At 63.6% G+C, this 24,203-nt stretch carries 21 protein-coding genes and 1 pseudogene; 14 read left to right on the top strand and 8 right to left on the bottom strand.

What is annotated here, in order from left to right; genetic code table 11:
- The first annotated feature begins 61 nt into the window (after positions 1-61).
- On the top strand, positions 62-1,243 hold the full coding sequence (locus AB4M76_RS14395) for an acetyl-CoA C-acyltransferase family protein (RefSeq protein WP_368442644.1): 1,182 nt from the start codon (positions 62-64) through the stop codon (positions 1,241-1,243).
- A gap of 64 nt (positions 1,244-1,307) precedes the next feature.
- Here the strand turns inward: AB4M76_RS14395 and ubiB are convergent, their stop codons facing one another.
- Both ubiB and ubiE read right to left on the bottom strand, forming a co-directional pair.
- Positions 1,308-2,840 carry a 2-polyprenylphenol 6-hydroxylase gene (gene ubiB / locus AB4M76_RS14390; RefSeq protein ID WP_368442643.1) on the bottom strand — a complete coding sequence of 511 codons (1,533 nt, stop codon included), beginning with the start codon at positions 2,838-2,840 and terminating at the stop codon, positions 1,308-1,310.
- A complete protein-coding gene (ubiE, locus tag AB4M76_RS14385) occupies positions 2,840-3,592 on the bottom strand; it encodes a bifunctional demethylmenaquinone methyltransferase/2-methoxy-6-polyprenyl-1,4-benzoquinol methylase UbiE (RefSeq protein ID WP_368442642.1) in 753 nt (250 codons plus the stop codon). Before ubiE ends, ubiB begins: the two co-directional genes overlap by 1 nt.
- 100 nt (positions 3,593-3,692) lie before the next feature.
- On the opposite strand from ubiE, the gene mutM reads away from it, so the two are divergent.
- The 8 genes from mutM to gyrB all read left to right on the top strand — a co-directional run bounded on the left by mutM (position 3,693) and on the right by gyrB (position 13,246).
- Positions 3,693-4,544, top strand: a complete 852-nt coding sequence (gene mutM, locus AB4M76_RS14380) for a bifunctional DNA-formamidopyrimidine glycosylase/DNA-(apurinic or apyrimidinic site) lyase (RefSeq protein ID WP_368442641.1) — start codon at positions 3,693-3,695, stop codon at positions 4,542-4,544.
- 64 nt (positions 4,545-4,608) lie between these two features.
- Entirely contained in the window at positions 4,609-5,385 is a 777-nt protein-coding gene (locus AB4M76_RS14375) for an enoyl-CoA hydratase (RefSeq protein WP_368442640.1), read from the top strand.
- A 174-nt stretch (positions 5,386-5,559) separates the two neighbouring features.
- The gene (rpsT, locus tag AB4M76_RS14370; protein ID WP_368442639.1) at positions 5,560-5,823 is read left to right on the top strand and encodes a 30S ribosomal protein S20; all 264 of its coding nucleotides are present in this window, start codon (positions 5,560-5,562) and stop codon (positions 5,821-5,823) included.
- A gap of 511 nt (positions 5,824-6,334) precedes the next feature.
- Positions 6,335-7,696 carry a chromosomal replication initiator protein DnaA gene (gene dnaA / locus AB4M76_RS14365; protein ID WP_368442638.1) on the top strand — a complete coding sequence of 454 codons (1,362 nt, stop codon included), beginning with the start codon at positions 6,335-6,337 and terminating at the stop codon, positions 7,694-7,696.
- Between the two features lie 163 nt (positions 7,697-7,859).
- A complete protein-coding gene (gene dnaN / locus AB4M76_RS14360) occupies positions 7,860-8,978 on the top strand; it encodes a DNA polymerase III subunit beta (protein ID WP_368442637.1) in 1,119 nt (372 codons plus the stop codon).
- A gap of 59 nt (positions 8,979-9,037) precedes the next feature.
- Positions 9,038-10,135, top strand: a complete 1,098-nt coding sequence (gene recF / locus AB4M76_RS14355; protein ID WP_368442636.1) for a DNA replication/repair protein RecF — start codon at positions 9,038-9,040, stop codon at positions 10,133-10,135.
- Positions 10,132-10,752, top strand: coding sequence for a LysE family translocator (locus tag AB4M76_RS14350; RefSeq protein WP_368442635.1), 621 nt, complete (start codon positions 10,132-10,134; stop codon positions 10,750-10,752). The genes recF and AB4M76_RS14350 overlap by 4 nt, the downstream gene beginning before the upstream one ends.
- 79 nt (positions 10,753-10,831) lie before the next feature.
- Positions 10,832-13,246, top strand: a complete 2,415-nt coding sequence (gyrB, locus tag AB4M76_RS14345; protein ID WP_368442634.1) for a DNA topoisomerase (ATP-hydrolyzing) subunit B — start codon at positions 10,832-10,834, stop codon at positions 13,244-13,246.
- Between the two features lie 418 nt (positions 13,247-13,664).
- Here the strand turns inward: gyrB and AB4M76_RS14340 are convergent, their stop codons facing one another.
- The 3 genes from AB4M76_RS14340 to istA form a co-directional block, all read right to left on the bottom strand.
- Positions 13,665-14,639, bottom strand: coding sequence for a hypothetical protein (locus AB4M76_RS14340; protein WP_368442633.1), 975 nt, complete (start codon positions 14,637-14,639; stop codon positions 13,665-13,667).
- Positions 14,640-14,855: 216 nt separating this feature from the next.
- Entirely contained in the window at positions 14,856-15,587 is a 732-nt protein-coding gene (gene istB / locus AB4M76_RS14335) for an IS21-like element helper ATPase IstB (protein WP_108485421.1), read from the bottom strand.
- Positions 15,584-17,083 carry an IS21 family transposase gene (gene istA / locus AB4M76_RS14330; RefSeq protein ID WP_368440290.1) on the bottom strand — a complete coding sequence of 500 codons (1,500 nt, stop codon included), beginning with the start codon at positions 17,081-17,083 and terminating at the stop codon, positions 15,584-15,586. The genes istB and istA overlap by 4 nt, the downstream gene beginning before the upstream one ends.
- A 124-nt stretch (positions 17,084-17,207) precedes the next feature.
- On the opposite strand from istA, the pseudogene AB4M76_RS14325 reads away from it, so the two are divergent.
- The 3 genes and pseudogenes from AB4M76_RS14325 to AB4M76_RS14315 form a co-directional block, all read left to right on the top strand.
- A pseudogene (locus AB4M76_RS14325) lies at positions 17,208-17,627 on the top strand (oxidoreductase); the annotation flags it as partial.
- A complete protein-coding gene (locus AB4M76_RS14320; RefSeq protein WP_368442632.1) occupies positions 17,624-19,534 on the top strand; it encodes a putative inorganic carbon transporter subunit DabA in 1,911 nt (636 codons plus the stop codon). The pseudogene AB4M76_RS14325 and the gene AB4M76_RS14320, both read left to right, overlap by 4 nt.
- Positions 19,434-19,988: a putative inorganic carbon transporter subunit DabA gene (locus tag AB4M76_RS14315; protein ID WP_368442631.1), complete on the top strand. Its 555-nt coding sequence runs from the start codon at positions 19,434-19,436 to the stop codon at positions 19,986-19,988. The genes AB4M76_RS14320 and AB4M76_RS14315 overlap by 101 nt, the downstream gene beginning before the upstream one ends.
- 121 nt (positions 19,989-20,109) lie before the next feature.
- Here the strand turns inward: AB4M76_RS14315 and AB4M76_RS14310 are convergent, their stop codons facing one another.
- The 3 genes from AB4M76_RS14310 to AB4M76_RS14300 form a co-directional block, all read right to left on the bottom strand.
- Positions 20,110-20,637: a DUF4269 domain-containing protein gene (locus AB4M76_RS14310; RefSeq protein WP_368442630.1), complete on the bottom strand. Its 528-nt coding sequence runs from the start codon at positions 20,635-20,637 to the stop codon at positions 20,110-20,112.
- 131 nt (positions 20,638-20,768) lie between these two features.
- Entirely contained in the window at positions 20,769-21,314 is a 546-nt protein-coding gene (locus AB4M76_RS14305) for a L,D-transpeptidase (RefSeq protein WP_368442629.1), read from the bottom strand.
- A 37-nt stretch (positions 21,315-21,351) separates the two neighbouring features.
- On the bottom strand, positions 21,352-21,978 hold the full coding sequence (locus AB4M76_RS14300) for a DsbA family protein (RefSeq protein ID WP_368442628.1): 627 nt from the start codon (positions 21,976-21,978) through the stop codon (positions 21,352-21,354).
- A 151-nt stretch (positions 21,979-22,129) separates the two neighbouring features.
- On the opposite strand from AB4M76_RS14300, the gene AB4M76_RS14295 reads away from it, so the two are divergent.
- Both AB4M76_RS14295 and AB4M76_RS14290 read left to right on the top strand, forming a co-directional pair.
- Positions 22,130-22,795, top strand: coding sequence for a winged helix-turn-helix domain-containing protein (locus AB4M76_RS14295; protein WP_368442627.1), 666 nt, complete (start codon positions 22,130-22,132; stop codon positions 22,793-22,795).
- Entirely contained in the window at positions 22,792-24,144 is a 1,353-nt protein-coding gene (locus AB4M76_RS14290) for an ATP-binding protein (RefSeq protein WP_368442626.1), read from the top strand. Before AB4M76_RS14295 ends, AB4M76_RS14290 begins: the two co-directional genes overlap by 4 nt.
- Positions 24,145-24,203: the final 59 nt, after the last annotated feature.

The raw sequence follows: 24,203 nt of genomic DNA, 5'->3' as shown, positions 1-24,203 counted from the left end.
TCCCCGCTGACATTGCCCCGCCGCCGCCCCATAGTGCCGCCAACGGATAGAGGAGAGCTTCATGTCAAACGATATCGTCATCTTGGGCGGCGCCCGCACCGCCATCGGCACTTTCGGCGGCAGCCTTGCCGCAACCCCGCCGACCACCCTGGGCAGCACCGTGGCCCGCGCCGCGATGGAACGCGCAGGCGTTTCGCCCGAACAGATCGGCCATGTGGTCTTTGGCAATGTCATCAACACCGAGCCGCGCGACATGTACCTTAGCCGCGTCGCCGCGCGCGACGCCGGTGTGCCGGATGAGGTGCCCGCGATGAATGTGAACCGCCTTTGCGGCTCGGGCGTGCAGGCGCTGGTCTCGGCCACCCAGAGCCTGATGCTGGGCGATGCGGATTTCGCCCTGGCAGGCGGTGCCGAAAACATGTCCCGCGCGCCCTATGTCCTGCCCGATGCCCGCTGGGGCCAGAAGATGGGCGATGCCCGCAGCCTTGATATGCTGCTGGGCACGCTGAACTGCCCCTTTGGGACGGGTCATATGGGGGTGACGGCCGAGAATGTGGCCGATGAACATCATATCTCCCGCGAAGACCAAGATGCCTTTGCCTTGCAGAGCCAAGAGCGTGCGGCGGCAGCGATTGCGGCAGGGCATTTCAAAGAGCAGATCGTGCCGGTCGAGGTCAAGGTGAAGCGCGATATGGTGCCTTTTGATACGGATGAGCACCCCAAGGCGACCACCGCCGAAGCGCTGGCCGGATTGCGGCCGGTGTTCCAGAAAGACGGGCGCGTCACGGCAGGCAATGCCAGCGGTATCAACGACGGGGCGGCGGCGCTGGTGCTGGCCCGGGCCGAGGCGGCGGAGACCGCAGGGCTGAAACCGCGCGCGCGGATTATTGGCTATGCCCATGCGGGCGTGCGGCCCGAGGTGATGGGCATCGGCCCGATCCCTGCGGTGCAGAACCTGCTGCAGCGGACCGGTTTGAAGGCCAGTGATTTCGATGTGATCGAAAGCAACGAAGCCTTTGCCAGCCAAGCGCTGGCGGTGAGCAAGGAGCTGGGCTTTGACCCGGCGAAGGTGAACCCCAATGGCGGGGCGATTGCGCTTGGCCACCCGGTGGGCGCAACTGGCGCGATCATCACCGTGAAAGCGCTTTACGAGTTGGAGCGGATCGGCGGATCGAAGGCGCTGATCACCATGTGTATCGGGGGCGGGCAAGGGATTGCGCTGGCGATTGAACGGATCGCCTAATCTCAACTGATCGGGGGGCATCGCGCCCCCCGACCCTTCCGCAAAGTATTCTTGCCCAAAAGCGTTAGAGAAGCGCGTTTATAAGCGCGACTGTCGTGGCCCCCGCCATGCCAGAGACCACCGCCGTGCTGGCGATATAGCGCCAGAAACGGGGGCGGCGTGGCGGGTGTTCTTCGGCCTGACGGTTCAACGCCTGTTCGACCAGCCCCGGCAGGCGCGGGCCGAAACGGGCCATGACCATGGCGGTGTCGCGCAGGTCTGACAGCATGGCGCGGGGGCCGAGCGATTTGGTGATATACTCCGTGACGATGGGGCTCGCCACTTGCCAGATGTTGATATGCGGGTTGAGCGAGCGGGCCACGCCCTCGACCACGACCATGGTGCGTTGCAGCAGGATCAACTCGGTCCGGGTCTCCATGCCGAAACGCTCTGTCACCTCAAAGAGATAGGTCAGCAGCCGCGCCATGGAGATGCGGGTGGCGTCCATGCCGAAGATCGGCTCGCCCACGGCGCGCAGGGCGCGGGCAAATTCATCGACATCCTTGTCGGCTGGGACATAGCCCGCCTCGAAATGCACCTTGGCCACGCGCAGGTAGTCGCGGCGGATGAACCCATAGAGAATCTCGGCATAGACCCGGCGGGTGTAGCTGTCGATATGGCCCATGATGCCGAAGTCATAGGCGATGATATCGCCATTGGCCGCGACCTTGAGGTTGCCCTGGTGCATGTCGGCGTGGAAGTAACCATCGCGCAGGGCGTGTTGCAGGAAGAGTTGCAGCACCCGTTCCGACAGCGCCACCCGGTCGTGCCCCGCTGCATCCAGCGCGGCGTTATCGCCCAGCGGCAGCCCATCTGCCCAACCCAGCGTCATCACGCGGCGGCTGGAGTAATTCCATTTGATATCGGGCAGTTGGAAACCGGGATCGTCCTTGGTGTTGGCGGCAAACTCCGACGCGGCGGAGCTTTCGAGCCGCAGGTCCAGCTCGCCCCGCACCACGCCGTCAAAATGCTCGATCACCTCGATCGGGCGCAGGCGGCGCGAGCCGGGGGAGAAAATCTCGGCCATGCGGGCGGCAAGGTAGAATGCGTCAATGTCCTTGCGAAAGGCTTTTTCAATGCCGGGGCGCAGGACTTTGACCGCGACCTCTTCGCCGGTTTCGACGAGCCGCGCCTGATGCACCTGCGCGATGGAGGCGGCGGCGACGGGTTCGCTGAACTCTGAAAAAATGCTGCTGACCGGCTGACCCAATTCATCCGCGACGGATTTGCGGGCCAGCGCCGTGTCAAAGGGCGGCAGCTTGTCCTGCAGCACGCGCAGCTGCACGGCGAGCGCATCGCCCACCACATCGGGCCGGGTGGAGAGCACCTGACCGAATTTGATATAGGCCGGGCCGAGCGCCGTCAGCGCGCGGGTGGCGGGGGGCATCGTCGGATCGCCCTTGTAGCCCAGCCATTTGAACGGCAGGCCAAGCGCGCGGGCGACGAAACGCAGCGGCGCCGGGGCGTCGAAAGCGTCGAGCACCACATTCATCGCGCCGGTGCGTTCCAGCGTGGCGCCGGTGCGGATCAGCCGCCAGATGTTGTGCGGGCCGCGCATCAGATTTTCCAGCCCGAATGCAGCGCCGCGATGCCCATGGTGAGATTGCGGTATTTGGCCTGTTCAAAGCCCGCTCTGCGGACCATCGACAGGAACGTATCCTGATCGGGGAAATTGCGGATCGATTCGACCAGATATTGATAGCTGTCGCGGTCGCCTGCGATGGCTTGGCCCATGCGCGGGATCACGTTGAAACTGTAGAGGTCATAGGCTTTCTGCATCGCCGGATTGGGCAGCTGGCTGAACTCCAGCACCATCAGGCGGCCGCCGGGGCGCAGCACGCGGTAGGCCTCGTTCAGCGCCTCTTGGGGCCGGGTCACGTTTCGGATGCCGAAGCTGATGGTGTAGACGTCGAAACTGTTGTCGGGAAAGGGCAGCGCCATGGCGTCGCCCACGACCCAATCAAGGCTGCCGGTCAGGCTCGCGGCCTCGGCCCGTTTGCGGCCTTCGACCAGCATCGGCTCGGTGAGGTCCAGCACCGTGGCATGGCCGTGACCGGCACGCTTGAGAAATTTGAACGACACATCGCCGGTGCCGCCGGCCACATCGAGCAGCTTCTGACCGGGGCGCGGGGCGAGCCAGTCCATCATCGCTTCTTTCCAGACGCGGTGGATGCCCATGCTCATCACGTCATTCATAATGTCGTATTTGCTGGCCACGGAGTTGAACACACCCTGCACGCGGCCAGCCTTTTCATGCTCGGGCACGGTTTCGAACCCGAAATGGGTGGTTTTGTCGGCGTCCTGGGTCATCTGCTCTTGCGATCCTCTGGTTCAGTCCCTTGTTATAGGGTGCCGGGGGGCAGGGACAATGCGTGCCTTTTGTCACAGGCAAGCGAGAGGGGAAACCGAGATGCCGGAACTGCCAGAGGTCGAAACCGTGCGCCGGGGGCTGGCCCCTGCGATGGAGGGCGCGGTGATTGCCCGCGCCGAGGTGAACCGCCCCGATCTGCGCTGGCCTTTCCCGGAACGGATGGCGGAACGGTTGACCGGTCAGTGGGTCACGCTGCTGCGGCGGCGGTCAAAGTATATTCTGGCCGATCTCGCGGGGGGAGAATCGCTGCTGGTGCATTTGGGCATGTCCGGGCGGATGCTGGTCTCGGGCGATCCCTTGGGCCAATTTCAGCACGATCACCCCGCGCCCGAGAAACATGACCATGTCGTGCTGCATATGGGGAACGGGGCGCGGATCACCTTTAACGACCCGCGCCGCTTTGGCGCGATGGACCTGATGCCCACCGCCACGGCGGAGACCCATAAGCTGCTGGCCTCGCTCGGGCCGGAACCCTTGGGCAATGACTTTCACGAAGCGCTCTTGGTCGCCGCGCTGAAGGGGCGCAACACGCCGATCAAATCGGCGCTGCTGGATCAGCGGATCGTGGCGGGCCTGGGAAATATCTATGTCTGTGAAGCGCTTTACCGGGCGGGTATCCATCCGGCGCGCCGCGCGGGGCGCATCTCGGCCAGCCGCGTGGCGGGGCTGGTGCCGATCATCCGGCAGGTGCTGGCAGAGGCGATCGAGGCGGGCGGCTCCTCGCTCAAGGATTTCCGGCAGGCGGATGGTGAATTGGGCTATTTCCAGCACCGTTTCGACGTCTATGGCCGCGCGGGCGAAGCCTGTCGCCGCCCCGGCTGCGATGGCACCGTGGCGCGGATCGTGCAGAGCGGGCGGTCGTCCTTCTACTGTCCGCGCTGCCAAAGATAGCTTGAAACATGAGGGGGCCGTGATATGCACATTCCCCTGAGCGCAACAACAAAGAGCATTCTTGATGGCTTACGAAACGATCACCGTGGACGTGGACAACCATGTGGCCCTGATCACCCTCAACCGCCCGGATGCGCTGAACGCGCTCAACGACGCGTTGCTGAGTGAACTGGCCAAAGCGCTGAAAAGCGCGCAGGAAAACGACAAGGTGCGCTGCATCGTCATCACCGGGTCGGAAAAGGCATTCGCCGCCGGGGCCGATATCGCGATGATGCGCGAGAAGAGCTTTGTCGACGTCTTCATGGGCGATCTCTTCACCCCCGAAACCGATCAGATTCTGCGCGTGCGCAAGCCGATCATCGCGGCGGTGTCGGGCTATGCCCTGGGCGGCGGCTGCGAATTGGCGATGATGTGCGATTTCATCATCTGCTCGGAAAGCGCCAAATTCGGCCAGCCCGAGATCAACCTCGGCGTGGTGGCGGGCATCGGCGGCACCCAGCGTCTGACCCGTCTGGTGGGCAAGTCCAAGGCGATGGACATGAACCTCACGGGCCGTTTCATGGATGCCGATGAAGCCGAGCGGTCGGGCCTTGTGTCCCGCGTGGTGCCGGTGAAAAAGCTGATGGAAGAGGCGATGGGCGCGGCGGGCAAGATTGCCGAGAAGTCGATGATCTCGGCCACCGTGGTCAAGGAATGTGTGAACCGCGCCTATGAGGTGCCGCTGAGCGAAGGGCTGCTCTTCGAGCGCCGCATGTTCCATTCGCTGTTCAACACCGAGGACCAGAAAGAGGGCATGTCGGCCTTCCTCGAAAAGCGCGAAGCGCAGTTCCGCGACAAGTAAGCGATTCCCTCTGGCGCGGCTTGCATTGCCGCGCCGGCTGTCCTATAGGCGGCGTCAATACATGCGCGTGCAGCCCGCTCTGGCTAGAATCACCTGCCCTTTTGGGGCCCGGATATCCGGTCGGGTTGGCGTCACGCAGTGCTACGCAACATATGAATCCGAAGGCTGATACTCATGGCAAACACACCCCAATCCGCTAAACGCGCCCGTCAGAACGAAAAGCGTTTTGCGATCAACAAAGCCCGCCGTTCGCGCATCCGCACCTATCTGCGCAAAGTTGAAGAGGCGATTGCCTCCGGCGACAAGGAAGCCGCAAGCAACGCTCTGAAAGCTGCCCAGCCCGAGCTGATGCGCGGCGTCACCAAAGGCGTTTTTCACAAGAACACCGCATCGCGCAAAATGTCGCGCCTTTCCGCGCGGGTCAAAGCACTGGGCTAAGCTGCAACGTCAGCCAAGCTATTGGAAGACAAGGCGCCGCATTGCGGCGCCTTTTTTCGTGCAAGTGCAGCGGGAAAACCACGCCGGAGATTCTTTTCAGACAATACATGAGTCAAGTTGGAAGATATGTTGAAGCGGACCTGAAACACTTGCTACCAAAGGTCCAGCGATTCACTTCGCTTGGGGGGACAGGCCCTGAAACAGGCGTCAGCCAAATGGCAAAATGCCAGCTTCAGGGGAATGCAGATACCATGGTGGGTCTGCATTGACGTGAATGTTGCTGCCGCACGTTTACCCTGTCGATTGAAACGCGGACGGTTCGTTCAGCGCCTTTTTCGCGCCGATTTTCGGTGCAACAGGGTATTGGGCAAACCATTCTGTACAAGTCCGAAGGACACAGGTCGGTCATCCTTGTGGGACCGGGTGGATGATCTGTTGCCGGGTGAAAAAATATTGAGGGCCAAGATCCACTTGGCCCCGGTGCGAAGAGCAAAGCGGGACGTTAGGCAAGATGACACAAGATCAATGGGGCGAGATTAAGCAGCGGCTTCTCAAGACAGTGGGGCAGAACAACTACACAACCTGGATTGAGCCGCTTGTGCCCGGCGATGTCGAAGACGGCATCGTGACCCTGAAGGTGCCGACGAATTTCTTTGGCAACTATGTCAGCCAGAACTTTTCGGACCTGATCCTGCATGAAATCAACGCCGCTGGCACCGATGCCACGCGTCTGAACTTTGCGCTGAACCAGCAGCCCGCCAATGCCGCCGAGAAGCCCGCCCCGGCCGCGCGTCAGACCACGGCTGCGGTGAAACCCACCGCCAACAACCAGCTGAGCACCGCCCCGCTTGACCCGCGCTTCAGCTTTGACAATTTCGTCGTTGGCAAGCCCAACGAGCTGGCCCATGCCGCCGCGCGCCGCGTCGCCGAAGGCGGCCCCGTGACCTTCAATCCGCTGTTCCTTTACGGGGGCGTCGGCCTCGGTAAGACCCACCTGATGCACGCCATCGCGCGCGAGCTGCATGAGCGCAAACCCGAGATGAATGTGCTCTACCTCTCGGCCGAGCAGTTCATGTACCGTTTCGTGCAGGCCCTGCGCGACCGCAAGATGATGGACTTCAAGGAAATCTTTCGCTCGGTCGACGTGCTGATGGTCGATGACGTGCAGTTCATCGCGGGCAAGGATTCCACACAGGAAGAGTTTTTCCACACGTTCAACGCCCTCGTCGACCAGCACAAGCAGATCATCATCTCTGCCGACCGCGCGCCCGGTGAGATCAAAGACCTCGAAGACCGGGTAAAATCGCGTCTGCAATGCGGGCTGATCGTTGACCTGCACCCGACCGACTATGAGCTGCGTCTCGGCATTCTGCAAAGCAAGGTCGAAGTGCAGCGCAAGACCTATCCGGACCTCGAAGTGGCCGAGGGCGTGCTGGAGTTTCTGGCCCATCGCATCACCTCCAACGTCCGTGTCCTCGAAGGCGCGCTGACCCGGCTCTTTGCCTTCGCCTCTCTGGTGGGCCGCGAGATCGACATGGGGCTGACGCAGGACTGTCTGGCCGATGTGCTGCGCGCCTCGGAACGCAAGATCTCGGTCGAGGAAATCCAGCGCAAAGTGTCGGATCATTACAACATCCGCCTGAGCGACATGATCGGCCCCAAACGCCTGCGCAGCTATGCGCGTCCGCGTCAGGTGGCGATGTATCTGTGCAAACAGATGACCAGCCGCTCCCTGCCCGAGATTGGACGCCGCTTTGGCGGGCGCGACCACACCACCGTGATGCATGGGGTGCGCCGGATCGAAGAGCTGAAGCTCTCGGACGGGCAGATTGCCGAGGATCTGGAACTGCTGCGCCGGGCGCTCGAATCCTAAGCCCCCTCCCCTGAGGGTTGTCGTCAGGACACGGTTATTTACGCGATCAGGGGCGCAGCTTGCGCCCCTCTTGCATTCACTTCAACAAAGCCACAAAAGTTCTTGTGTAAGCGTGGGAACCGGGTAGTTTGCCTCTCCCGGCAATCGGTATGGGAGAAGGCATATGAAATTCAGCATCGAACGCGCGGCACTGCTCAAGGCCGTTTCGCAGGCCCAATCCGTGGTCGAGCGCCGCAACACCATTCCGATCCTCGCCAATGTGCTGATCGAAGCCGAAGGCAACGATGTCTCCTTCCGCGCCACCGATCTCGATATCGAAGTGGTCGATAAGGTCGCGGCCCAGGTGGAGCGCGCGGGCGCCACCACCGTGTCCGCCACGCTGCTGCATGAGATCGTGCGCAAACTGCCCGACGGCGCATTGATCAGCCTTACCGCAGACAGCGCCGCGGGCCGCCTGACGGTTGAAGCGGGCCGCTCGAACTTCTCGCTGGCCACCCTGCCACGCGAAGACTTCCCGGTCATGGCGTCCTCGGAATATGCCTCGAATTTCTCGGCCCCTGCCCCGGTGCTGCGCCGCCTGTTCGACAAATCCAAATTCGCCATCTCTACCGAAGAAACGCGTTATTACCTGAACGGCGTTTACCTGCATATCGCGGATGCCGAAGGCGGCAAGGCGCTGCGCTGCGTGGCCACCGATGGTCACCGTCTGGCGCGGATCGACGCCGAGATGCCCGAAGGGGCGGCAGAGATGCCCGGCGTGATCGTGCCGCGCAAGACCGTGGGCGAGCTGCGCAAGCTTCTGGACGATGACGAGATGGAAATCGCCGTCTCAGTCTCCGAAACCAAGGTCCGTTTCGCCACCCCCGGCATCACCCTGACCTCCAAGGTGATCGACGGCACCTTCCCCGATTACACCCGCGTGATCCCGCAGGGCAACACCCGCAAGATGGAAGTCGACGCCGCCGATTTCGCCCGCGCGGTGGACCGTGTGGCGACCGTTTCTTCGGAGCGGTCGCGGGCGGTGAAACTGCAACTGGACGAAGACCGTCTGGTCCTGTCGGTCAACGCCCCCGACAGCGGGGCGGCGGAAGAAGAGCTTGCCGTGGCCTATGCGGACGAGCGGTTGGAGATCGGTTTCAACGCGAAATACCTGCTGGAGATCGCGAGCCAGGTGGATCGCGAGAACGCCGTTTTCCTGTTCAACTCCTCCGGCGATCCAACCCTGATGCGCGAAGGCAATGACACATCGGCGGTCTATGTCGTCATGCCGATGCGCGTGTGACTTGGGCGGGAATTTTTGAAATTCCCGCGCCGTTTTCTTCTAAAGAAAACGGGTTCTGAATGGCGCAGCTCTATCTTTCCAACCTCGGCCTCTCGCATTTCCGCTCGCATAGGCGGGCGGTGATCGACGTCGATGCGCGGCCCGTGGCACTTTACGGGCCCAACGGCGCGGGCAAGACCAATATCATCGAGGCGATCTCGCTGCTGTCTCCGGGCCGCGGGCTGCGCCGCAGCAGCGCACAGGACATGGCGCGGCGCCCCGAAGCTCTGGGCTGGAAGCTGACCGGGCTGCTGCATGGCCCTTCGGTGCTCCATGAGATCGAAATCTGGTCCGAAGCCGGTGCCGCCCGTCAGACCAAGATCGACGGCAAGGCCGTGCCGCAAACCGCGCTTGGCCGGATCGCACGGGTGCTTTGGCTGATCCCCGCGATGGACCGGCTGTGGATCGAAGGCGCCGAGGGGCGGCGGCGGTTTCTGGACCGGGTGACGCTTTCCATGCTGCCCGACCACGCAGAGCTCTCGCTCAGCTATGAAAAGGCCATGCGCGAGCGCAATCGGCTGCTGAAAGACATGGTGCGCGAACCCGCCTGGTACGCCGCGCTAGAGACCCGCATGGCCGAGACCGGGGCGCAGATCCATGCCAATCGGCTGCAAGCGCTCGCGGCACTGGCAGCGGCGCAGGAAGAGGCCCAGACCGCCTTCCCCATCGCCGCGCTCACGCTGCAATGCGACATGCCGACCGAGGCCGAGGCGCTGCGCCGGGCGCTGTCGGACAACCGGATGCGCGATCTTGCGGCGGGGCGCACCCTCATCGGCCCGCACCGCGCCGATCTGGACGGCAGCTATGCCGCCAAGGGTGTGGCGGCGCGGGATTGCTCCACGGGCGAGCAAAAGGCGCTGCTGGTCTCGCTGATCCTCGCCAATGCCCGCGCCATCGCTGCCGATTTCGGCGCCCCGCCGCTCTTGCTGCTGGACGAGGTCGCGGCCCATCTCGACGCCACCCGCCGCGCGGCGCTCTATGACGAGGTCACCGCGCTTGGCGCGCAGGCTTGGATGACCGGCACCGGGCCGGAGCTGTTTGAAAGCCTCGGCGAGCGCGCGCAATATGTCGAAGTGACCGAAGCGGACGGCGTGTCGCAGGTGGAGGTCACCGCATGACCGTGAGCGCCGCCGATCTGCTGCTCTATTGCGGCGCTTTGCTGATCCTCTTTCTGACCCCCGGCCCGGTCTGGCTGGCGATGATGGCCCGCGCCTTGTCGGGCGGGTTTCAGGCGGCTTGGCCGCTGGCTCTGGGCGTGGCCCTTGGTGACATCCTCTGGCCGCTTGTGGCGGTGCTCGGCATCACATGGATCCTGTCGGTCTTTGACACGATGATGGAGATACTGCGCTGGATCGCGAGCGCGGTGTTCATTCTCATGGGGCTGGGCCTGATCCGTCAGGCGGGCGAGAAGATCAGCACCGACAGCCGCCTCACCCGCCCCGGCAGGTGGTCTGGCTTTCTGGCGGGCATCATTGCGATCCTCGGCAATCCCAAGGCGGTCTTATTCTATATCGGGGTGCTGCCGGGGTTCTTTGATCTGCGCAGCGTCACCGCCCCCGACGTCGGCCTGATCCTCGCCGCCTCGGTGCTCATTCCGCTCCTCGGCAACCTCGCGATCGCTGGTCTGGTGGGCCATATTCGCGGCTTTCTGACCGCGCCGCGCACCCTGCGGCGGATCAATCTGCTCTCTGGCGCGCTGCTGGTTTTCGTGGGGCTGATCATCCCCTTCGTCTGACACAAAATCTTGTGTCATGCGCGTGACAATGCCGGGCGAAAACACTATAAATCGGGCAAACGAGAAGGGTTTTTTCCGCATGTCCGATACCGCGCAGACACCACAGGAATACGGTGCCGATTCCATCAAGGTTCTCAAGGGGTTGGAGGCTGTCCGCAAACGCCCCGGCATGTATATCGGCGACACCGATGACGGCTCTGGTCTGCACCATATGGTCTATGAGGTCGTGGACAACGGGATCGACGAAGCGCTGGCGGGTCACGCCGACGCGGTGACGGTCACGATCCACGCGGATTCCAGCGTATCGGTCAGCGACAACGGGCGCGGGATCCCCGTAGGCATCCACGAGGAAGAGGGCGTCTCGGCCGCCGAGGTCATCATGACCCAGCTGCATGCGGGCGGTAAGTTCGACAGCAACTCTTACAAGGTCTCGGGCGGTCTGCACGGGGTTGGCGTCTCGGTCGTGAACGCTCTCTCGGATTGGCTGGAACTGCGCATCTGGCGTGACGGGAAAGAGCATCTCGCGCGTTTTGAGGGGGGGTTCACCACCAAACATCTCGAAGTGCTGGGCGAGACCGACCGCACCGGCACCGAAGTCCGCTTTCTGGCCTCGACCGAGACGTTCTCGAACCTCGACTATAGTTTCGAGACGCTGGAAAAACGCCTGCGCGAACTGGCCTTCCTGAACTCCGGCGTGCGCATCATCCTGACCGACGAACGCCCCGTGGAGCCGCTGCGCACCGAGCTTTACTATGAAGGCGGGGTGAAGGAATTCGTCAAATACCTCGACCGGCACAAACATGCGGTCATGCCCGAACCGATCTTCATCACCGGCGAGCGGGACGACATCGGCATCGAAGTCGCCATGTGGTGGAACGACAGCTACCACGAGAACGTGCTGCCCTTTACCAACAACATCCCGCAGCGCGACGGCGGCACCCATATGGCGGGCTTCCGCGGCGCACTGACGCGCACGATCAACGGCTATGCCCAGTCGAGCGGCATCGCAAAGAAGGAAAAGGTGAGCTTTACCGGCGATGACGCCCGCGAAGGGCTGACCTGCGTGCTCTCGGTCAAAGTGCCGGACCCGAAGTTCTCCTCGCAGACCAAAGACAAGCTGGTCTCCTCCGAAGTGCGCCCGGCGGTTGAAGGGCTGGTGAACGAGAAACTGGCCGAGTGGTTCGAAGAGAACCCCAATGAAGCCAAGCAGATCGTCGGCAAGATCGTCGAGGCCGCCCAGGCCCGCGAAGCGGCGCGCAAGGCCCGCGAGCTGACCCGCCGCAAATCCGCGATGGATGTGAACTTCCTTGCCGGCAAGCTCAAGGATTGCTCGGAAAAAGACCCCGCCAAGACCGAAGTCTTCCTCGTCGAGGGGGACAGCGCCGGCGGCTCGGCCCAGACCGGGCGCGACCGGCAGACCCAGGCGATCCTGCCACTGAAGGGTAAGATCCTGAACGTCGAGCGGGCGCGTTTCGACCGGATGCTGGGCTCTCAGGAGATCGGCAACCTCGTCATGGCGCTCGGCACCGGCATTGGCCGCGATGAGTTCAACATCGACAAGCTGCGCTATCACAAGATCGTCATCATGACCGACGCTGACGTCGACGGCGCCCATATTCGCACGCTCTTGCTGACCTTCTTCTACCGCCAGATGCCCGAGCTGATTGAGAACGGCCATCTCTACATTGCGCAGCCGCCGCTCTACAAAGTCTCGCGCGGCAAGTCCGAGGTTTACCTCAAGGACGAAGCGGCGATGGAAGACTACCTGATCCAGCAGGGTGTCGAAGGCGCGATGCTGCGGCAAGGCAATGGCGAGGAAATCTCCGGCCAAGACCTGACCCGCGTGGTCGATATGGCCCGGCAACTGCGCCGGGTGCTGGAGGCATTCCCGACCCACTACCCGCGTCACATCCTCGAACAGGCCGCCATCGCCGGTGCCTTTGTCGATGGCGCGGTGGACAGTGACCTGCAAGGTGTGGCCGACAAGGTCGCCGCCCGCCTGAACCTGATCGCGCTGGAATATGAGCGCGGCTGGCAGGGCCGCATCACCCAGGACCACGGCATCCGCCTCGCCCGCATCCTGCGCGGCGTGGAGGAAGTGCGCACGCTGGACGGGCGCATGTTGCGTTCGGGCGAGGCCAAGAAATCCGGCAGTTTCACCCAGCATCTGCAAGAGGTCTATGACCAGCCCGCCACATTGGTCCGCAAAGACCGCAGCCAGTTGATCCACGGCCCGATGGACCTGCTGGATGCCATTCTTGCCGAGGGCGAAAAAGGACTGTCGCTGCAACGCTACAAGGGCCTGGGCGAGATGAACCCGGACCAGCTGTGGGAAACCACCCTCGACCCCGACGCCCGCACCCTGCTGCAGGTTCGGGTCGAAGATATGGCCGAAGCGGATGATCTGTTCACCAAGCTGATGGGCGATGTCGTGGAACCGCGGCGTGAGTTTATCCAGAAGAACGCGCTGAGCGTGGAGAATTTGGATTATTGAGGGGTTGTAGGATCGCGTGTAATCTTGCGCGATCCCCATAAGTGTGCGCGATTTGCCCATAAAGTTGCGCGGGTGGAAAGAATTCTACGGGGGTAGTGGCCGGGAAGCGGCGTGCGCCTACTCCGGATCGTTTCCGCAACGTAGCCACGGGACCCGATGGCTCACGCCCTGAACAGCACCGTCATCCAAACCAAACCCTCAGAACGAAACTACCAATCAGCGATGGCGGGTTGTGCGCTGTTCAAGTGACTGGAACCGTCGGTCCACTTCGATGTCAGGATCCGCCTTCACAAGGCGGTCGAGGACCTCAGCCATCTCGTAGCTGGTCTCGCCTTTCGGCCCATAGATCAGCCAGAGGAGATCGAGCACTTGCCGGGGGAATTCTTCCGGCGCCGCGCTTGCGATGCAAGGATACAGGTTACCTCGAACGCGCCCATTGGCATGGAAAAATGGGCCGCAGTTTCTTCAGTGCATCCGGGAAACGCTTCCCTGCACTGACTGCAATAGACATGAGCTCGTGGTTCAGTGCTTCGCCAACGAAACGCCGCTCCGGTGGCCAGACCCTGTCGAAAAACGGAGCGGCCAGTTTCTCCCAGGCTACCTCGCCTCCGGCCTCATCGTTTTTCATCCATTGTGCGAGGATGCCGAGTGCGCCAGTTCGAACTTCGAGCGCTGATGCCCGCAAGGCACGCCGGACGTCTACCTCGCCAATGCCCCATCGGTCAGGATCTTTTTCACGCACTGACGCAATTGCTGGCCGCAGAATGCCGGCTGCAATCTGCCTCGCTGAGCTACTATCGGGCCGGGCTTCGGTCACACCACGAAGGATCGCATCAGGCGCCACCATGGTGACGTCTGGTGTGATACTGGCATGGGATACCAAGACCGCCCGGAGGCAACGTCCCTGCTCATCCTCAGTTGCGAGGCGAGGCAGCAGACCGTCCTTGACCAGCAGTGCATCAGCAAGGAGCGCGAACGCGATTTCCTTGATGAGTAGGGCACGGCTGATGATGCCTGCCGGACCATCGTCCGCGACCATAGCCGCGAGGCGTTCGCGTTGCCGATCTTGCTCGGGCCCCGCCGCGTCACGTTCGCGACTGTGTTCCGCAAGCAAGATGCGTGAGAAACGACCGACCGGATGATTGAGCGCAACCTCGTAGAGATCCCCATCGAAATCGGCCTCGTCTTCTTTTGTCCGAAGCGCCTCCCAAAGACGATCGCACCAGTCTTCCAGGTGGTCAATTTCCTCCCTCGGCCCGAACAGAAGGAGATTGACGACACTCCCGGCAACAGGGCGCAGGTCATCGGGATTCAATACCGCGAGATGGGCAATCGCACGCTTGGTGAGGTCATTTCGAAGTGCTGCGTCTTCAACTTGATTTCGGAACGCCAAGCTTTCGAGCAGATCATCCCAGAGGCCAATGTTTGGCGACGATAGCTCGGCACCCGACAGTGCCTCGAGCGCCCCCCTTGTGTCCGAGCTGTCAATGAGCGTTTAAAAGTGACCCGGTTTCAGCGTTTAATTTTGACCCGCCTATTGGGTGACAAAGCCCCCAGGCGGACCGCCCTCATATAGCGAGTCCGTCTGGGGGCTTTGCTTGCGACGTGGCTATTTTTCTCTGCGACTTTTGCTCTGAGCGAAGCGATATGACGTGTTGCCCGTTTCGATGATGGCACAGTGGTGCGTGACGCGATCCAAGAGCGCAGTTGTCATCTTGGCATCACCGAAGACAGCGACCCATTCCCCGAACTCCAAGTTGGTGGTGATGATGACGCTGGTTTTCTCGTAGAGCTTGCTGATCAGGTGGAACAGCAACGCGCCGCCGGATTTCGGGAACGGGATGTAGCCTAACTCGTCGATGATGACGCAATCCAGGGCAGACAGCTGCCGGATGATCTTCCCGGCATTGCCGTCGGCCTGTTCCTTGATCAGGGCATTGATCAGATCGACCGCGTTGAAGAAGCGGACCTTCTTGCCGTTGTTAATCAATGTGGTTCCAAGCGCGATGGCGATGTGAGTTTTGCCTGTCCCGGTTCCGCCGACCAGGATGAGGTTGTGCGCCTCTTCGGTGAACTGACCCGAGCAGAAGGGTTCGATCTGGGCCTTACTCACCGCGGCCGCGCCGTAATCGAAGGTGGCGAAGTCCTTATGATGGGGGAACTTCGCGATGCGCATTTGATACTGGATGGAACGCACTCGCCGCTCTACAGTTTCCGCGTCGATCAGTTGCTTTATCGCTGTGGTCAGACTTGGTGGCTTGCGCGCGGACAGCAAATCATGGGCGCAAGCTGCCATTCCATGCAGCCTCAAGGCGGTGAGTTGGTCGATGAGAGCGTTCATGCGGCAGCCTCCTCGGCCGAGCAGAGCGCCTCATAGCGCTTGCAGTCGGCCTCGGGCCGCACGGTCAGCTGCGGATAGACATTACCCTCATTCAACGGCGTGATGATTGGCTCCACCAACTGGTTGATCAAATTGGTGATGGCAGGAAGGCGCAACGTGTTTTGTTCAACTGCCAGTTCGCAGGCCGTCTCCACCACCTCGATTCCGTGGTCCTGGGCCAGCAGAAGCAGATCGACGAACTCCCGGTCCCCGCCTTTGCCAGCCATGTAATGCTCCCTGATCCGATGCATGGCCTCAGGCAGTTGCCAGTCCACAAAAGGGGCGCCGTCGCGCAGAGCGCCGGGCTTGCGATCCAGTAGAGGAACATAATGCCAAGGCTCAAAGTAGCTGACGTTGCGGGTGAAGCGACGCTTGTGCTCGGCAATAACGTCCTGGCCTGACACCAGCACGATCCGGCTCGCATAGGCGCGCAAGGAGACATGCTGGCCTGCAAACCGGGAAGGCACGCTATAGCGATTGCTGGCATATTGAACCAGGCAGGTGGAACGGACCCGCACCGTCTTTTCCACATAACCATCAAAAGCCCGCCCCAGGGGGCGCAGCTCGGCGCGCTCATCTTCAAAAACCTCCGCAATCGTGCGGGACGATTGATCAGGATGGGCGCGGCTTGCCAATTCCTCGCAGCGCAGACGCAACCAGTTGTTCAGCCCATCCAGATCATCAAAAGCTGGCATGGGAACAAACAATCGGCCTCGTAAAAAATGGACCTGGTTCTCCACCTGACCTTTCTCCCAACCCGACGCGGGGGTGCAGGCAACCGGCTCCATCACATAATGGTTCATCAACGCCAAGAACCGCGGATGGAACACCCGGTCCTTCGAGCGGGAGACATAGGTCACCATCGTTTTGGGATTGTCGATGATCACCCGTCGCGGAACCCCGCCGTAGAAGGACAGCGCCCGTACAAAAGCATCCAACACCATCTCTTGGCTCTCGCCGGGATAGGCTACGATAAGAGGTTTGCGACTATGGCACAGGCGGAAGTGAGCAACCTTTACCTTCTGCTCGACACCACCGAGAATAACGCGCTCTTCGCTCCAGTCAAACTGGAGCGCATCACCGGCAGCAAAATGCAGGGGGATAAACGCCTCTCCCGATCCAGCATCGGCACGTTTGAGGTCTCGGATAAATCGCTGAACCGGAGAATAGGACCCAGTATACCCTTCCGAGACGAGCTGTTCGTAAAGCTTCGTGGCCGTCCGCCGCTCCCGGCGCGGGCGCTTGTGATCCTGCTCGAAAAGCTCTTGCAGCCGCGCGTCAAATCCATCGCACAGCTTATGCCGGGTCGGTGGCGCTTGCCGTTGATAGCTCGGTGGACTGTCGTCCTTCAGATACTTCTTCACCGTGTTCCGCGACAAACCGGTTGCCCGCGCCACAGATCGGATGCTGCGACCCTCAACCAATATCCAACGACGGATCTTCGATACACTTTCCATCAATATCACCTGCTCATTCCTCCGCGCTATTCAGCGCGGATGCTAACGTGGCAGGTGGGTCAATTTTGCACGCTCATAACCCACCCAAGTGGGTCAATTTCGCACGCCGATTCACAGGCTGGCCTTTGGCATCATCGACAAGCCGCCGCAGACCGTGGCGCTTGGCGCGATCCTGATCTTCGGCGTGGTCTATCTGATCGCCCAGGGCCTCGCCGATCAAGCGCCGCGCGCGCTGACCTGGCGGACCGTCGGGCTGTCGGTGCTGGCGACCGTCGCCTATTTCGCCCTGCAACAGGGGGCGAGCTGGGCCGCCATGGGCACCCTGCCGACCCCGCCGTCGCCCGACGGGCTGATCTGGGCGACGATCACGCTGGCATTGGCGAGCTTTGCCGTCGCCGCCGTGGCGCAGACGACCTTCCCGCTTTGGGCAGGCCATCCCGCCGCCGCCGGGCTTCGGGTGCATCTGATGAACGGCCTCTACCTCAACACCATCCTTGAGCGGCTCTCGGGCCGCTGGACCCCCAAGAGCGGAGCGACGCAATGAACGCATATCTGAGCTGGCCCGGCCAGACCCTCGAACTCTTCGCTGCGGCGGAAGATGCCATGCGGCAGATCCCGCCGGCCTTCCCGCTCGACGCGACGGTCGCCGTCAATCCCTGGCTGGGGCAGATGGGCGAGGATCGCCGCCTTGCCGCCGCCCGGCTGGCCCGCGTTGGCGGCGGCCGCATGTTCCTGCCCCGCGACGCCGTGGCGCGGATGATCGCGGCGGGCGATATCACGGCGGCGGACATCACCGCGGCCGCCATGGCGCAGGGTTTCACGCCCGAGGATCTGCACCGCGCCGCCCCCGCCGCGGCGCCCGCTCCTGCGGTTCTCTGCACCGTGGCCGACCTCGCGCAGAAAGCCGATGGTGTCGACTGGCCGGGGCTGGTGGAGGAGCGGATCAGTCTCTGGGCGGCGGCGCAGTTCGACCGCGGTCAGGCCTTCTGGCCCGCGCCTGACTGTGGCATCTGGGCCGCATGGCGCGGCTTTGCCAGCCATGACCTGACGCCGGAGATTGCGGGGCTGCCGGGCTTTGCGGCGCGGGTGGCAGCGATGCCCGGCGATCCGCGCGCGGCCTTTGCCGAGGCCTGCAGCGCCTTGGGTCTGACACAAGAGGCCGCGCCGCTCTATTTCCACCGGCTGCTCATCACGCTCTCGGGCTGGGCGCAGTATGCCCGGCATCTGCACTGGACGGCGGAGCGGGACGGCGAGCGGGACAGCACGCTCTTCGAGCTTCTGACCGTCCGGCTGGTCTGGGAGGCCGTGCTGCTGGAGAGCGGCAAGGCCCCTGCCCCGGCCTGGGAACAGGCGCGTGCAGAATGTGCAATGCCGGTGCAGATCGACCGGGAGACGGCGCTCGATGCCGCGCTTCAGGAAGCCCATGACCGCAGCGTCGAGCGGCGGCTCGCGGCCCAGCTTGCGCAAAAGGCAGAGATCGGCACCGATACCGCCCCGACGATCCAGGCGGCGTTCTGCATCGACGTGCGCTCCGAGCGCCTGCGCCGCGCGCTTGAGGCCTCCGATCCGCAGATCCGCACCATCGGCTTCGCCGGTTTCTTCGGCCTCGCCGTCGGCCATCGCGGCCACGCCTCCGACATCGTCGAGGCGCGTGCCCCGGTGTTGCTGAGCCCCGGGATCGAGACCCGCGCGGCTGATGCGGAGAAAAGCGATGCAGCGGCGCGGGTCCGGCTGCGGACCAGCCGCGCCTGGGGCCGTTTCAAACGCGCCGCGGTCTCGGCCTTCGCCTTTGTCGAGGCGGCAGGGCCGCTCTATGTCGGCAAGCTGCTGCGCGACGGCCTCGGCCTCGCCGCGCCATCGCGGCGCGATCCGCCGCCCCTGCTCGACCTGCCAATGGCGGAACGGATCGCGACGGCCGAAGCCGTGCTGCGGGCGATGTCGCTGACCGAAGGTTTTGCCCCGCTGGTGCTGGTCTGCGGACACGGGGCAGCGGTCACCAACGCCCCCCACGCCAGCGCGCTGCAGTGCGGCGCCTGTGGGGGCCATGCCGGTGACGTCAATGCGCGGCTTCTGGCGGGCCTGTTGAACGAGACCGAGGTGCGGGCCGGGCTACAGTCAAAGGGGATCACGATCCCCGGGGGGACATATTTCCTAGCCGGTCTGCATGACACGGTCTCCGACAGGGTTCGTCTGTTCGATGAGACACTGCCCGAGAGCCACCGCGCCGAGGGGGAGCGTCTGCGCAGCGCGCTGGCCAAGGCGGGCCTTCTGACCCGGACGGAACGCGCGCAGCACCTGCCGCGGGGGGTCGGAAGCGGCGCTGGCCCATCGGGGCCGGGACTGGTCGGAATTGCGCCCGGAATGGGGGCTGGCCGGCTGCCGCGGCTTTGTCGCCGCGCCGCGGGCGCGGACCGCCGGGCAGGATCTGGACGGCACGGTCTTTCTGCATGACTACGACTGGCAGTTGGACGCGGGTGCCGCGACGCTGGAGCTGATCCTCAGCGCGCCGGTGGTCGTCGCCAGTTGGATCGCGCTGCAATACCACGGCTCTGCCATCGCGCCCGAGACCTTTGGCGCGGGCAACAAGCTGCTGCATAATGTCGTCGGCGGCATCGGGGTGCTCGAAGGCAACGGCGGGCCGCTGCGCACTGGCCTGCCCTGGCAATCGGTGCATGATGGCCAGAGCCTGCGGCATGTGCCGAGCCGGCTGGTGGTGGCGGTGGACGCACCGGAAGAGATGATCTCGCGCGTGCTCGACCGCAGGCCGGAGGTCCGGGCGCTCTTCGACAACGGCTGGCTGACGCTGCTGGCGCTGGACAGCGCCGGGGCCGGTGTTCGCCGCTACGCGGGCGGCACCTGGGTGGCCGGTGCGCTGAATGAAGAGGTCAACCGGGCTGCGGCGTGAGAGCGAGGGCGTGCTCTAAGCATGGCAAGGAGCGGGTCTTTGGCCCGCTCCTTGCTGACCGGCGGGGGATGGCGGTCGCCAAGGCCGGACGCGGCGCTGCGCAACGGCTTTGCCTGCGCCGTCAGATTGCCGCGTCGATCATGTCCTGAAGCCGCGCATCCCCCATGCCCTCCAGTTCGAGCAAGGCGACATAAGGGTCGCCCGACAGCGATAGAACCTTTGCAAAGGCCGGCTCGGTTTTCAGACCTTGGCGCCGCAGCCGCATGACGGCTTCCAGAAGAGGCGGGGCCAGGGCCAAGAGCCTTTTCTCGATCCGAAAATGCCGAACCCCGCGCTGGCATTCCGTCGGGATGGTCTGAGAGAAAAGCTCGACCTCCCACCCCATCGACTTGAACGAGGCGACAACCGCCGGGGGGGAGAAATGGTCCATGCGACGGAGCGAGAATGCCGCCATCTGGCCGAACTCTTCGCGCAGGATGGCGGAAAACCGGTCAAGGTCCGGCGCGGTGCAAGCGATATCGATATCGCTTTCAGCCGTCGCCAGACCCAGCGGCGGGGTTCCGATCACAACCGGGGTGAACGGCGCCAGCCGGGGGAGGAGATTTAGCCTCTCGACGACGGTTTCATAGGGCGGCTTCACGCTATCCATCCGCCGCTGCCTAAATCTGATGGCATGGCAGATCAAGACAGGGCGCCAGGGTCGGCCTTTTCAGCCGCAGGCATTGAGCGACGCGAGAGGTCAACTGTCCTGCCCGCTGCAGGACAGCTTGCCCGGCTGCATCAAATGATCCGGACCTGCGTCCCGACCGGCGCAATCTCGAAAAGCTCCGCGACCTTGTCGTTGTAGAGCCCGATGCAGCCATCCGACGAGGGGCGGCCGATCTTGCGGGTGTCATGGGTGCCGTGGATCAGATAGGCGGGCCAGGACAGATACAGGGCATGGGTGCCGAGCGGATTGTCGGGGCCGGGCGGCATATAGGTCCAGCCAAAGCGCTCGACCTGGCTGGGGGTCGGGGTCCAGTCAGGCCCCACCTTCTTGCGCACGATCCTTGTGTAGCCGCGTTTCGTCAACTCTTCGGAAATCGGCACCGAGGTCGGGTAGATGCGATAGTCCGAGCCATCTGCGTTCCAATAGTGCAGCGCCCGCGAGGCGGTATCGGCGACGATCGTGGCGACGCCGAGATCATCGAAATGGTCTTGCCATCGCTGCACCACGAAGCTCGAAGAATTGCGGCGTGCAGGCGCGGCGGCAAGGCTCAGGCTGGGCGCCGCAAGACCGGCAAGCCCGGTGAGGATCGCGGCGCGGCGGGTCAGGAAACTGGTCATCTGCTTTCTCCTTTCGATATCGATCTATGTGCTCGGATCACCCCCGGGCCCGGTCGACCGCGTCTTTCAGCGCCTTGGCATCCATGGCGCCGGGATAAAGGGTCGTGCCGACGATAAAGGCCGGGGTGCCCTGCAGGCCGATCAGGCTGGCCTGTTCGCTGTTGCGGCTCATCAGACCGTCCCATTTATCGCGCTCGCCGCGATAGGCTTTGTCCAGCGCGGCAACGTCGAAACCAGCCTGTTCCAGCGTCTCATCAATGAGCTCGGCGCTGAGCTTGCCTTCGGTCTCCATCAGGGCGTTACTGGCGGCCTCGTAACGGCCGAGCGAGGCGGCGCCGAGCGTCAGCTGCGCGGCCCGCACAGAGGTGGCGCCGAAGATCGGCCAGTCCTTCATCACCAGCCGGATGTTGCCATCCGCCTCGACCACCTCGGTCAGAGGCGGGTGGTTCGCCTTGCAATAGGGGCATTGGTAGTCGAAGAACTCCACAATGGTCACGTCGCCCTCGGGGTTGCCGAGCACCGGGTTGTCGGGGTCAAAGAGCACATCTTCGACCGTCATCTCCTTGGCGCTGGCGGGCGAGCGCAAAAGCGACATCAGGCCGACACCGGAGGCGGCGGCGATCAATCCGCCGGTGAGTAGCGTTCTGCGTGTGGTGAGGGGCATTGGTTTCTCCTTTTGCTATGTCAGCTGGATGCGGGAGTGCGTGCGGGGGAAGGCGGAAAAAATCTTTGTCATGCGCCCCCTCTCGACCGCCAACCTTAACACTGCCTTAATGTTGCAGGGGGATGCCGCGGGCAGTCTGAAGGAGCCGGGAATGCGGATATTGGTGGTAGAAGACGATGCCTCGCTGGCCGACGGGCTCTGCACCGGCCTGCGGCTACACGGGTTTGTTCCGGAACTGGTGGGCAATTGCGCCGATGCGCGAGAGGCCTGGGCGCAGGACGGGTTTTCGGCCGTGGTGCTTGACGTGATGCTGCCCGATGGCAGCGGCATCGACCTGCTGCGCGAGCGGCGCAGCGCCGGCAGCCGCCTGCCGGTCCTGCTGCTCACCGCCCTTGATCAGGTCGGCGACCGGATCGCCGGGCTCGACGCCGGGGCCGACGATTATCTTGCAAAACCCTTCGATCTTGGCGAGCTCGGCGCGCGGCTGCGGGCCATCACCCGCCGCGCGCAGGGTCAGGCCAAGGGCACGATCCACTGGAACGGGCTGGAGTTCGACCCGGCGCGCATGGCCGGGCGTATGGGCGGCGCAGACGTCCGCTTCTCCCGCCGCGAGTTCGCGATCCTTCAGGCGCTGATGGAACGCCCCGGCGTTATCGTTGCCAAGGACCGGCTGGAAGAGCGGCTCTATGGCTGGCAGGATGGCGTGGAAAGCAACGCCGTCGAAGTGCATATCCACAAGCTGCGCGCCAAGCTCGGCCCGGGCTATATCGAAACCGTCCGCGGGGTCGGCTACCGACTGGCAGAGGAGACCCCATGACCTCCATTCGCACGCGGCTTTTCCTAATCCTTCTGATCGCCACCGGCGCGATCTGGTTCTCTGCGGTCTGGTGGATTCAGCACTCAACCCGGGTCGAGGTCGAACAGGTGCTCGACGCCCGGCTCGCCGAGGCGGCGCAGATGGTGTCGTCGCTGCTCGCCGATGGCCGGGTCGAACTGGCGACGGCGGCGGGGGCGATCTCCCCGCCGCCCAACCGCTCGACCTCCAACTATTCCCGGCAGCTCTCCTGCCAGATCTGGTCGCTCGACGGCACCATGGTCGGCGCCTCGGCCAGCGCCCCCGAAGCCCGACTGACCCAGGCGAAAAGCGGTTTTTCCGAGAATATGGTCGATGGGGAGCGCTGGCGCGTCTTCTCAGAGGTGAACGAGGAACTGGGCCTGCGCGTGATGGTGGGCGACCGTCTCGCAGTCCGGGACCGGCTGGTCAATGACGTGGTGCGCGGCCTGCTGATCCCCGCGCTGGCCATCCTGCCGCTTCTGGCCGGGCTGATTTGGCTCAGCGTGGGCCGGGGCCTCGCGCCGCTGTCGCGCATGGCCCGGACGCTCTCGGGACGCTCGGCCGATAATCTCGCCCCGGTGCAGGTGGGCCCGCTGCCACGCGAGCTGCGCCCGATGGGCGCGGCGCTCGATCGGCTCTTCGCCCGTGTGGCCGCAGCACGGGAACGCGAGCGCAGCTTTTCCGCCTATGCGGCGCATGAGTTGAAAACCCCGCTCTCGGGGATCAAGACCCAGGCCCAGATCGCCGCCATGGCCCCGGATGAGGCGACCCGGCGCCACGCGCTTGAGCAGATCGAGCGCGGCGTCGCCCGCACCGACCGCATGGTCCGGCAGTTGCTCGAACTGGCCGCCGTCGATGGCGCTGCCGATGAGGATGACGGCGGGATCGAACTTGGCAGCGTCATCCAAAGCGTCTGTGGCACGCTGGAGCGTATGGCCGAAACCAAGGGCGTAGAACTTCGCCTGAACCTTCCCGCCCGCCTTCCGCCCGGCGCCGGGAACGCCACGATGGCCACGCTCGCGCTGCGCAACGTGGTGGAAAATGCCATTGCGGCCAGCCCGAAAGGCGGCACGGTCGAGGTTCACGCCGAACCTGTCGGCACCGCCGTGCAGGTCTCGGTGCTGGACGCAGGCCCGGGCATCGCCAAAGACGACCGTGCCCGCATCACCGAACGCTTCTTCCGCGGCCGAAACGCTCCCGAGGGCGGCAGCGGGCTGGGCTTGTCCATCGCGCAGGCGGCAATGGCGCGGATCGGCGGCAGGATCGAGTTCCGGGCGCGCGCGAGCGGTGGGGAACACGTCAGGCTGACGTTCGTCGGGGCTGGTGTTTGAGGACGGGCCGCCTGCTCACCTTTCCGGTAATTGTTGCGGTTCTGAAGCTGCCGTTCAAG

The sequence above is a fragment of the Sulfitobacter sp. PS-8MA genome (genome assembly GCF_040933935.1).
Lineage (GTDB): Bacteria > Pseudomonadota > Alphaproteobacteria > Rhodobacterales > Rhodobacteraceae > Sulfitobacter.
The sequence above is the reverse complement of the archived record's forward strand: the minus strand, read 5'-3'. Positions and strand labels throughout refer to the sequence as shown.

Bases quoted from the DNA above. Each gene is read 5' to 3' on its own strand.
- istA (WP_368440290.1), bottom strand. From the start codon at position 17,083: ATGGAAAGTGTATCGAAGATCCGTCGTTGGATATTGGTTGAGGGTCGC.
- recF (WP_368442636.1), top strand. From the start codon at position 9,038: ATGGCGCAGCTCTATCTTTCCAACCTCGGCCTCTCGCATTTCCGCTCG.
- AB4M76_RS14290 (WP_368442626.1), top strand. From the start codon at position 22,792: ATGACCTCCATTCGCACGCGGCTTTTCCTAATCCTTCTGATCGCCACC.
- istB (WP_108485421.1), bottom strand. From the start codon at position 15,587: ATGAACGCTCTCATCGACCAACTCACCGCCTTGAGGCTGCATGGAATG.
- AB4M76_RS14350 (WP_368442635.1), top strand. From the start codon at position 10,132: ATGACCGTGAGCGCCGCCGATCTGCTGCTCTATTGCGGCGCTTTGCTG.
- AB4M76_RS14320 (WP_368442632.1), top strand. From the start codon at position 17,624: ATGAACGCATATCTGAGCTGGCCCGGCCAGACCCTCGAACTCTTCGCT.
- AB4M76_RS14395 (WP_368442644.1), top strand. From the start codon at position 62: ATGTCAAACGATATCGTCATCTTGGGCGGCGCCCGCACCGCCATCGGC.
- AB4M76_RS14300 (WP_368442628.1), bottom strand. From the start codon at position 21,978: ATGCCCCTCACCACACGCAGAACGCTACTCACCGGCGGATTGATCGCC.
- ubiE (WP_368442642.1), bottom strand. From the start codon at position 3,592: ATGACCCAGGACGCCGACAAAACCACCCATTTCGGGTTCGAAACCGTG.
- AB4M76_RS14295 (WP_368442627.1), top strand. From the start codon at position 22,130: ATGCGGATATTGGTGGTAGAAGACGATGCCTCGCTGGCCGACGGGCTC.
- AB4M76_RS14310 (WP_368442630.1), bottom strand. From the start codon at position 20,637: ATGGATAGCGTGAAGCCGCCCTATGAAACCGTCGTCGAGAGGCTAAAT.
- dnaA (WP_368442638.1), top strand. From the start codon at position 6,335: ATGACACAAGATCAATGGGGCGAGATTAAGCAGCGGCTTCTCAAGACA.
- gyrB (WP_368442634.1), top strand. From the start codon at position 10,832: ATGTCCGATACCGCGCAGACACCACAGGAATACGGTGCCGATTCCATC.
- rpsT (WP_368442639.1), top strand. From the start codon at position 5,560: ATGGCAAACACACCCCAATCCGCTAAACGCGCCCGTCAGAACGAAAAG.
- dnaN (WP_368442637.1), top strand. From the start codon at position 7,860: ATGAAATTCAGCATCGAACGCGCGGCACTGCTCAAGGCCGTTTCGCAG.
- AB4M76_RS14375 (WP_368442640.1), top strand. From the start codon at position 4,609: ATGGCTTACGAAACGATCACCGTGGACGTGGACAACCATGTGGCCCTG.
- mutM (WP_368442641.1), top strand. From the start codon at position 3,693: ATGCCGGAACTGCCAGAGGTCGAAACCGTGCGCCGGGGGCTGGCCCCT.
- AB4M76_RS14305 (WP_368442629.1), bottom strand. From the start codon at position 21,314: ATGACCAGTTTCCTGACCCGCCGCGCCGCGATCCTCACCGGGCTTGCC.
- ubiB (WP_368442643.1), bottom strand. From the start codon at position 2,840: ATGCGCGGCCCGCACAACATCTGGCGGCTGATCCGCACCGGCGCCACG.